This is a genomic window from Flavobacteriales bacterium, from assembly GCA_013001705.1.
Classification (GTDB): domain Bacteria; phylum Bacteroidota; class Bacteroidia; order Flavobacteriales_D; family JABDKJ01; genus JABDLZ01.
This window is the reverse complement of sequence record JABDLZ010000060.1, coordinates 18,416-27,767: the sequence shown is the minus strand read 5'-3', so window position 1 is coordinate 27,767 and position 9,352 is coordinate 18,416. Positions and strand designations below refer to the sequence as shown.

The 9,352-nt window shown below is 51.3% G+C and carries 10 protein-coding genes; 7 read left to right on the top strand and 3 right to left on the bottom strand.

All coding sequences use genetic code 11. The features are described 5' to 3' along the window. Positions 1 to 1,157: beta-Ala-His dipeptidase (pepD, locus tag HKN79_02300; GenBank protein ID NNC82383.1), on the top strand; the 1,157-nt coding region annotated here is incomplete at its 5' end. A gap of 4 nt (positions 1,158 to 1,161) precedes the next feature. Here the strand turns inward: pepD and HKN79_02295 are convergent. Further along, on the bottom strand, positions 1,162 to 1,890 hold the full coding sequence (locus HKN79_02295) for a DUF2470 domain-containing protein (protein ID NNC82382.1): 729 nt from the start codon (positions 1,888 to 1,890) through the stop codon (positions 1,162 to 1,164). A gap of 127 nt (positions 1,891 to 2,017) precedes the next feature. Next, the gene (locus HKN79_02290; GenBank protein NNC82381.1) at positions 2,018 to 2,467 is read right to left on the bottom strand and encodes an Hsp20/alpha crystallin family protein; all 450 of its coding nucleotides are present in this window, start codon (positions 2,465 to 2,467) and stop codon (positions 2,018 to 2,020) included. A 191-nt stretch (positions 2,468 to 2,658) separates the two neighbouring features. On the opposite strand from HKN79_02290, the gene HKN79_02285 reads away from it, so the two are divergent. Continuing rightward, the gene (locus HKN79_02285; protein NNC82380.1) at positions 2,659 to 3,144 is read left to right on the top strand and encodes a hypothetical protein; all 486 of its coding nucleotides are present in this window, start codon (positions 2,659 to 2,661) and stop codon (positions 3,142 to 3,144) included. Between the two features lie 27 nt (positions 3,145 to 3,171). Continuing rightward, on the top strand, positions 3,172 to 3,987 hold the full coding sequence (locus HKN79_02280) for an FkbM family methyltransferase (GenBank protein NNC82379.1): 816 nt from the start codon (positions 3,172 to 3,174) through the stop codon (positions 3,985 to 3,987). Here HKN79_02280 and ribD read toward each other — a convergent pair. Then, complete coding sequence (gene ribD, locus HKN79_02275; protein NNC82378.1) at positions 3,974 to 4,924, bottom strand: bifunctional diaminohydroxyphosphoribosylaminopyrimidine deaminase/5-amino-6-(5-phosphoribosylamino)uracil reductase RibD; 951 nt, start codon at positions 4,922 to 4,924, stop codon at positions 3,974 to 3,976. The two genes, HKN79_02280 and ribD, sit on opposite strands and share 14 nt — an antisense overlap. A gap of 49 nt (positions 4,925 to 4,973) precedes the next feature. Between ribD and prmC the strand changes: the two genes are divergently transcribed. Genes prmC through HKN79_02255 form a run of 4 tightly spaced genes read left to right on the top strand, consistent with a single transcriptional unit; the run spans position 4,974 to position 9,320 of the window. After that, complete coding sequence (gene prmC, locus HKN79_02270; GenBank protein ID NNC82377.1) at positions 4,974 to 5,834, top strand: peptide chain release factor N(5)-glutamine methyltransferase; 861 nt, start codon at positions 4,974 to 4,976, stop codon at positions 5,832 to 5,834. 50 nt (positions 5,835 to 5,884) lie between these two features. Further along, the gene (ligA, locus tag HKN79_02265; protein ID NNC82376.1) at positions 5,885 to 7,885 is read left to right on the top strand and encodes an NAD-dependent DNA ligase LigA; all 2,001 of its coding nucleotides are present in this window, start codon (positions 5,885 to 5,887) and stop codon (positions 7,883 to 7,885) included. Further along, complete coding sequence (locus HKN79_02260; GenBank protein ID NNC82375.1) at positions 7,886 to 8,446, top strand: hypothetical protein; 561 nt, start codon at positions 7,886 to 7,888, stop codon at positions 8,444 to 8,446. It begins immediately after the preceding gene. Continuing rightward, the gene (locus tag HKN79_02255) at positions 8,424 to 9,320 is read left to right on the top strand and encodes a 4-hydroxy-tetrahydrodipicolinate synthase (protein NNC82374.1); all 897 of its coding nucleotides are present in this window, start codon (positions 8,424 to 8,426) and stop codon (positions 9,318 to 9,320) included. The genes HKN79_02260 and HKN79_02255 overlap by 23 nt, the downstream gene beginning before the upstream one ends. Positions 9,321 to 9,352 lie beyond the last annotated feature (32 nt).

Below are 9,352 nucleotides of genomic sequence, written 5' to 3'. Positions count from 1 at the left end.
TGCTGGTAGATGGCGATTGGGTCAAAGCCGATGGCACCACTCTGGGTGCTGACAACGGAATAGGAGTGGCAAGCATCATGGCTCTCCTTTCATCGGATAGTATCCCCCACCCGCCCCTCGAAGCGCTCTTCACCATCGATGAGGAGACCGGAATGACCGGTGCCATGGAACTTGAAGGCGGACATTTCGAGGGAAAGGTATTACTGAACTTGGATACCGAGGATGATGATGAACTCACCATCGGCTGTGCCGGAGGAATCGATGTGACGGCCCGTGGTAACTATGAGCAAGAAGATTGTCCCGAAGGCCATGTAGGACGCAAGATCAAGGTGGCCGGACTCAACGGAGGTCACTCGGGTATGGACATCGATAAAGGACTGGGCAATGCCAATAAACTGATGAACCGTATCCTGCTCGAGGGAGAGCAAATAGGGATACGGGTTTCCAATATAGATGGCGGAGGACTTCGCAATGCCATCCCACGAGAGAGCTTTGCACATATCGCCATCCCCGAGCAGCATGGAGAAGCACTCGATGAATTCTTTGCCCAGGTGGGCGGTATCCTAGTGGACGAATACTCCAGCACCGATCCCGATCTGGAACTCAGTTTGGAAGAATGCGATGCGCCCGATCAGGTGATGGAATTGGGCTTCCAGTGTCAGTTACTACGCGCCATACAAGCCTGCCCCAACGGCATCTACCGCATGAGTCCCGATGTAGAGGGCCTGGTGCAGACCTCTAATAATCTGGCCCGGGTCGAAGCTAAAGACGGTGCCTACGAGGTCCTATGTCTGACCCGTTCATCAGTCGACACGGAAAAAATGGATGAGGCGAATGCCATTGCCTCGGTCTTCGAACTCATCGGAGCCCAGGTCGAGATGGACGGCTCCTATCCCGGCTGGACACCCAAGCCAGGTGCTGAGATCACCAAGTTGATGAGTCGGATCTACAAAGAGCGTTTTGATGAGGAGCCTCATGTGCTGGCCTGTCATGCCGGTCTGGAATGCGGCATCTTGGGACAGAATTATCCGGATATGGAGATGATCAGCTTCGGACCGAATATCCGCGGAGCGCACTCTCCCGATGAGAAAGTACAGATCTCTTCTGTACAGAAATATTGGGGATTCTTATTGGAGACGCTGGAGAAGATGAACTAAGGATTCAATCCTTGGACGGGACAGTGGCCTGAGCCTCTTTGGCCATCTCCACCATCACCTCGCGTGCCTCCGTACCATCATGTATAGGTCGGCTGAGAGCCACACGCACACGATGCTCTTCATTGAGAATGTCCATGGCACGGGTATCTACTCCGGCCATTTCTACTTTCTCACCAGCTGCCTGACCCGCATAATGCCTGATATAGTCTACCAGGTTGTGCTGATGATGGTCGTTCATATGCTCTACAATGAAAGACTCCGTTTCCAGTGTGATCGGGTCCGCCTGGAAGATCTGCTGCGGTTCTATCCAGAAGATACGTCCGAAGCCACCGATGTAGCGGACTTTGCTAGGCTCCAATCTATAGAGATCGAAATCATGGAATTCCTTGTACTGACGTGAAGCAGGGAAATAGCGATGGTACCGCTCGAGCAAAGCCTCATCTTCCACTTTGACCAATTGCCCGATGATGGTCACACGACCCTCGGCCTGCACATCTTTGCCCGGGCCCTCGAGCGCGATCAAGGAACAGCGCGGATCGGCCGTGACATTGAGCGTATGCTGCGCGATGGTGGACATGTAGATCAGTGGCTGCCCTTGTTTGTCCAGACAGAATGAAGCCACCGAAGCGAATGGTGCCCCTTCCAATTGAAGCGAAAGCGTAGCAAGCACTCCGTGGGCCGAACGGGCGATCAATTCCCGCGCTTCTTCCAGTATCTCAGGTGTCAGTTTCATCTGTTGTAGTAATGGACCTCAAAGTAGGGGTGCTGCTTGGCGTCATCAAATACCTCTTTTCGGGTAATTGAATAAAAAAAGCCCCGTGTCGGGGCTTTTTGAAGGTTCTGATGAAATAATCAGAAGATCACTTCACCTCGATCAATCGTTTCTGCTCGTTGATCTCTTCTTCTTCCATCTTGGGCAGCGTGATGTGTAGCACACCATCTGTGTAGTTGGCTTCGATCTCTTCTTCCTTCACTCTGTCTTCCGGCATGGTGAAGCTTCGTGAGAAGCTAGCGTAGCTGAATTCTCTGCGGGTATAATTCCCTTGATCGTCCTGCTCCGAGTTCTCATTCTTCACTTCGGCTGAGATGGTGAGCATGTCGTTGTCCAACTCTATCTTGAAATCCTCTTTCTTCATTCCAGGAGCACTGACTTCCAATTGGAAATCCTTTTCAGTCTCCTTGATATTGACCGCTGGACTTGCCGCCCTGCGCATCAGTTCTCCTGAACCCATGTTGAAGAGGTCGTTGTTGAAGAAGTCATCGAATAGCGATGGAAATGCGGGTCTTCTTCTGCTTACTGTGTATGTCATTTTCGTATTGTTTTTTTTAAGTGTGATTCGTGTTTCAATGTGCTCTGAGCTTCTCGCTCGCTCATGGATATTCAAAGCATATACCATTGAAATCTATCTGCCATTATGGCGTGTTTGTTGGAGAATTGTTGAATTATTCATGTCATATTGGCTCATATCGTGCTTGAAAGGGAATGTATTTTCGTCATCCTATGTATCGATCCTTCCTGCTGATACTCATCGTCTTCACACTCGTCTCCTGCGGTTCATCCGATCCGTATCTGCATTTCATGGACCGCATGTGTGGTGATTGGGAATTCACCGGGACGGAGATCAAAGAGCACTGGGAGAACATCGGACAAGGTGCCTATCAGGTGGATGTGGTCAGTCATGCCGGATGGGAACCCGAGCAAGTACAGCGTATCGATATCCAAAGAGAAGGAGACAAGGTCATCTATACAGGGACTATACTTCGCGAGCATAATACCACGCGTCCTATCCGTTTCGAGGCTACCGAGATCAGTGACACACATATTCTATTTCAGAATGTCGCGCAGGAATTTCCGCAGCACATACGCTACACCCTCATTCACGCGGATAAATTCCGGGTCAGCATCAGCGGCAGTCAGGACGGCAGGACACGCGAGCAGGAATTCGTCTACTATCGCATAGCATCGGAACATGCTGGCTCGGACTAGCGATTATCTTAGCCGCAACATTTGCCCATGTTCGAGAAACTCATCCTTAAATACCTCCGCCACTTTCCCATCGATACGGGTAAAGGAATTCTGGAGAAACGCATCCAACTCCCTGACGATAACTCGGATTTCGAATTCACCGGTTCCAATGGAACACGCTATCTGCTGAGCTTTCAGGACCATGTCATGCGTAAGATCTATACCATGGGCATGTACGAGAGGAACACTGTGAAGCAACTCATCGCTCTGGCGAAGAAGGACATGACCTTTGTGGATGTGGGGACCAACATAGGCGCCTATACGCTCAATCTGGCACCGCATGTCAAGCAATGCATCAGTTTTGAACCCAATCCACGGACGTTGAAATACCTATACAAGAATGTGGAACTCAATGGCTACAAGAATGTGACCGTGGTACCCAAGGGACTTTCCGATCTCGAAGAGGAATTGGACATCCACATTCAATCCCTAGGTTCTTCCTCTTTCAACAAACATCAGCATCTGGGCGATTCTGAGCGGGTCTCCTTGACCACTTTGGACCTGCATTGCGAACGCCATCAAGTGGAGCGCGTGGACATCTTGAAAATAGACGTGGAAGGACATGAGATGAAAGTGCTGCTCGGAGCCAAGGAGACCTTGAAGCGCAATCCCAAGATGGCTGTAGTACTCGAGTTAGATCACAATACCAGCATCTCAGGACACACCAAGAAGGACTATCTGGACTTCATGGCAAGCGAGGGCTTCCAGGCCTATGCCCCTAAGGGCTACCCTTTTCCCCTAAAGAAGATGGAACGCATTCCCGATGACTACATGGACAATGTGGTCTTCCTCAAAGGGTATTGAGATAGGTCAGAATGCGGTCGCTTCCAGAGGCGGTTTCAGTATCAGGAAGACCATCGATCACAGGAGCTTCTACTCCCTTTCCTAAAGACCCAGACCCGATGATCCTGCGCACCTCATCGTAGAGCCCTTCTTCTAGGAATTGACGATGCACCTCTGCCCCACCTTCTATCAAAACCGATTGCATCCCCTGGTCATACAATTCCTTCAGAACCTCAGTAACTGAGGTAGCCTGAACGGCCTTATATCCGGACCTATGTAATGTAGACTCGCTAGGCAGATCCGTGCTCGTCCACACAAATCGCTCAGGAGAGGGACCTGAGACCAAGCGTGTGGTCAAGGAAGGGTCATCCATTCGGGCAGTCCTCCCTCCTATGAGGATGGCCATCTCATCGGCACGCCACTGATGTACCTGCTGACTGCTTGCTGCTGAGGAGATTTGGCTGGCCTTACCTCCCTCGCGTTGGCGATCGATATATCCATCTGATGATTCAGCCCACTTGAGGATGACGTAAGGACGCTTCTTCTCATGGAACGTCATGAAGCGCCTGTTCTGCCAGCGGCATTCTTCTTCCAGAACACCCACAGTGACCTCCAATCCTGCGGCCCTGAGTTTTTCGATTCCACGCCCATCGACCTCCTTAAAGGGATCCCGGCATCCGATCACTACGCGTGGAATGCCCTTCTCCAAGATAAGGTCCACACAAGGCGGGGTCTTGCCATGATGGGCGCAAGGCTCCAGGCTCACATACAAAGTACTTTCGGTCAAAGCATCTTCCGGTGCCCCTCCTATAGCCTTTACTTCAGCATGCGGGCCTCCATAGGGAGAGGTGTACCCTTCAGCGATGATTTGGTCCCGATGCACCAACAGCGCCCCCACCATGGGATTGGGTCGACAGGCCGGCCAAGCATTCTGCGCCAGGTCCAGACAGCGTTTCATCAGCGATTCATGGGACATGGGGCTAAAGTACATCGGTTAAATTAGCCCGATGCAGGTAGAGGACAATCGACTGAGTACGATGAAGCGGTTTTTCGAGAAATCGATGCGCCATAGTATCTACCCTCAAGAGGAATGGCGCTCGCTCTTCCAGCGATTGGCTGAGGACCTGATCGGCTTGGATAGACTCCAGATCACCCTGGCCGAGGATACCAAATTGACCGAATCCCAGATCCTCCGTTTCCTGAATGCCATCAAAGCATTAAAGGCCGGCACACCACTCCAATACATCATCGGACATACGAGCTTCTGTGGTCTACGCCTACTAACCCAGTCCGGTACACTCATTCCCCGACCGGAGACGGAGGAACTGGTGCATTGGATCCATTCTGAACAGCAGAATGCTCAAGCCATACTGGATATCGGTACCGGCACCGGATGTATCGCGCTCGCATTGAAATCCAAACTTCCTTCTGCTAGAATCCAGGCCATAGAAGTCGATGACACTGCCTTGGAGATCGCTCGGGAGAATCAGCGAGCCACCGGGTTGGATATCCAACTCGTGCAAGACGACATCCTCCGACCGGAAGGGAATTACGAATCTTTCGATGTTATTGTGAGCAATCCGCCCTATGTGCTGGAGTCCGATAAGCAGGCTATGCGTGAGAATGTTCTCGCCCATGAACCCCACCAAGCACTCTTCGTGCGCGATGAGGATCCGCTGGTCTTCTACAGGGCCATCCTCGATTTTGCGGTCGATCATCTGAAGGAAAACGGAAGTATCTACTGGGAGATCCATGAAGAGCAAGGAGAGGCCATACGTGAGCTATGTATGCAAAAGGATTTCAAGGATGTGATCATCAGGCGGGATATGCAAGGAAAAGATCGCATGGTCAAGGCATCGAGGGAATAGCCTTAGATGTACCTTTACCCATGCAAGGAAAACCTATGGATCTGCAAGGAATACAAGAGCAGATAGAACATCTGAGAAAGGAACTCGAGGAACACAACTACAGGTACTATGTCCTCGACACACCGGTGATCTCCGATACGGTCTTCGATGAGAAGCTGAAGGAATTGGAGAAATTGGAACAGGAATATCCCCAATTCCAGACGGACAATTCTCCGACCAAACGCGTAGGAGGCACGGTCACGAAGGATTTTCCTACTGTCAAACATCGCTTTCCGATGCTCTCACTCTCCAATTCGTATAGCGAAGAGGAGATACAGGAGTGGATAGACCGCGTACAGAAAGCAGTAGGTGAAGTTGTCACATTTGTCTGCGAGCTCAAGTACGATGGAGTGGCTATCGGGATACGCTATGTGAATGGTCAGTTGGTACAGGCCATCACTCGAGGCGATGGAAGCCAAGGAGAAGAAGTTACAGAGAATGTGCGCACCATACGAACTATTCCGCTCACCCTTAAAGGCGATGACTATCCTGAGGATTTCGAGATACGCGGAGAGATTTTCCTACCTCTCGCTCGTTTCCAAGCACTGAATGATGCCAGAGAAGCGGCTGGAGAAGAACGCTATATGAATCCACGGAACACTGCATCCGGCACACTCAAACTCCAGGACAGTAGCATCGTGAGCGAGCGGATGCTCGACTGTATCCTTTACGGCATCTATAGCAATGAAGACCTACCCCAGAGCCACTTCGAAAAAGTGGTCAAGGCTCAAGCTTGGGGATTCAAGACGCCTTCGGTCGATCAACGATTTATCGAACGCTGTCAGGGCAAGGAACAGATCCTGGATTTCATACATCACTGGGATACGGAGCGCACGCAGCTACCCTTCGAGATCGATGGTGTTGTCATCAAAGTGGACAATGAAACCCAGCAGGTCGAGTTGGGATCTACTGCCAAATCACCCCGCTGGGCGATCGCATACAAGTTCAAAGCCGAGCAGGCCGTGACCCGATTGGAACGGGTGACCTATCAGGTAGGACGTACTGGAGCCATCACCCCGGTGGCCAATCTGGATCCAGTTCTCTTGGCCGGAACTATTGTCAAAAGGGCCTCACTGCACAATGCAGATCAGATAGAGAAACTAGATCTACACATCGAGGACCAAGTATATGTGGAGAAAGGAGGTGAGATCATCCCCAAGATCACCGGAGTCGATATGGACAACCGCCCACTCGGTGCCCAAGCGGTACAGTTCATCCAGAATTGTCCGGAATGCAATACCCCGCTCGTGCGTACCGAGGGTGAAGCCCAACACTACTGTCCGAACCGCGCAGGTTGCCCACCTCAGATCAAAGGAGCCATCGAGCACTTCATAAGTCGCAGGGCCATGGATATCGAAGGCATGGGTCCCGAGACTATCGAGCTGCTCTATCGTCAAGGCCTGATCCATGACATTGCCGATCTCTATACGCTGAGCTATGACGACCTCATCGGTTTGGAGAGATTGGCCGATAAGTCGGTGAAGAACCTACTTGCCGGTGTAGAGAAGTCCAAGCAGGTACCCTTTGAGCGCGTGCTCTTCGGATTGGGGATCCGCCATGTGGGTGAGACCGTGGCTAAAAGACTGGCCAAGCATTTCAAGAGCATGGATGCCCTTATGATGGCAGACAAGGAGGCTCTACTCCAAGTCGATATCATCGGAGAAGTGATCGCAGCGAGCCTGATGCACTATTTTGAAGAAGCCGCCAATCGGGAGATGGTCCAGAGGCTCATGACCTACGGACTCCAGACCGAGGTCGAGGCAGCTGATGGTCCGCACAGCGATCGACTGGAAGGCAAGAAATTCGTGGTCTCAGGCGTATTTCATACATTCAGTCGCGATGAGCTCAAGGCCACTATCGAATCACACGGTGGGATCAATGTGAGCAGCATCTCCAAAAAGACGGATTATGTGGTGGCCGGAGATAACATGGGACCCAGTAAATCGGAAAAGGCCGAAAGACTGGGAATCCCGATCATCTCAGAAGAAGAATTCAAACAATTGATCGCCTGAATGGGAGTATGGCAGAACATAAAGGACTTCTTTGCTGAGTCGAAGCTCAGGAAGATCAAACAGGACCGCTCACGCAAAGTGGTCAATTACCACCAGGCGAGGGACATCGGTGTGATCTATCCTTCGGAGAATGAGTCCATGTACATCCTGGCCAAGCATTTCGTGGATTATCTGAAGAAAGAACACGGCATCTCCAAAGTACTGGCCCTAGGCTACATCGATGCCAAGGAAGCTCCATTCTATCATGCCCATGTGCTCATGCACGACTATTTCACGGCCAAGGAGGTCAATTGGTTCGGCTATCCCAGCGGGCAGGCGGTGGATTCCTTTGTGGCCCGGGATTTCGATATACTGATAGACTTGAGCGATGGGAATAATATCCCTCTTCGCTTCGTACTTGAACGAAGTCATGCGCGTTTCAAAGTAGGGAGGAATCTCCAGCGAGAAAGCTATGACCTGCTCATCGATATGAAAGAAGAAAGCACCCTCGACCTGTATATCAGACAAATGAATCATTACTTGAATGCAATCAACCATCATGAGGAACGGCAGCGCGTTTGAAGGATTGGGAGTGGCCATGGTCACCCCATTCAATGCCCAAGGGCAGATTGATTATCCCGCTCTCCAGCGCTTGGTCGAGCACCTGATCCAAGGGGGAGTGGACTATCTAGTGGTACACGGGACCACCGGTGAATCCCCGGTCTTGGGTCCAGAGGAGAAACGAGCGGCACTGGATTTCGTTCTCGAAGTGAATAACGGACGCAGGCCTGTAGTACTCGGTATCGGAGGAAACAATACAGCGGCCGTGGTCAAAGAACTCAAAGAGAGTGACCTCTCTGGAGTGACCGGCATTCTCTCTGTGAGTCCGTCCTATAACAAACCCACTCAAGTGGGTATAGTGGCGCACTACAGGCAGGTGGCAGAAGCCTCTTCTCTCCCCTTCATACTGTATAATGTACCCGCCCGTACTTCAAGCAATGTCGAAGCCTCTACCACCTTGTTATTGGCCGATGAGATCCCACACATGGTAGCGGTCAAAGAAGCTTCTGGCAACATGGTCCAGATCATGGAGATCATCCAAGATGCACCAGAAGGATTTGCGGTATTGAGCGGAGATGACGCCCTTGGACTTCCCATCCTAGCAGCTGGTGGAAAAGGAGTGATCTCTGTAGTGGGAAATGCCTTCCCGGATCCATATGCCAAGATGGTCCATGCGGCCAGGAAGGGTGACATGGTCACCGCACGTCACCATCACTACCAACTTTTGGATACCATCAATCTGCTTTTTGTGGAAGGAAATCCAAGTGGGGTGAAAGAAGCCCTGCAATACCTAGGAATCTGCGAACGACATGTGCGCTTACCTCTGGTCAGTGTCTCAGAAGAGACCCGTAAGGCCATCTATGCGAGCATGGCCGAGGGAGAGTTGGTAGGCTGATCAGAAAGCTACCTGAGTCACCTTCTCGATCG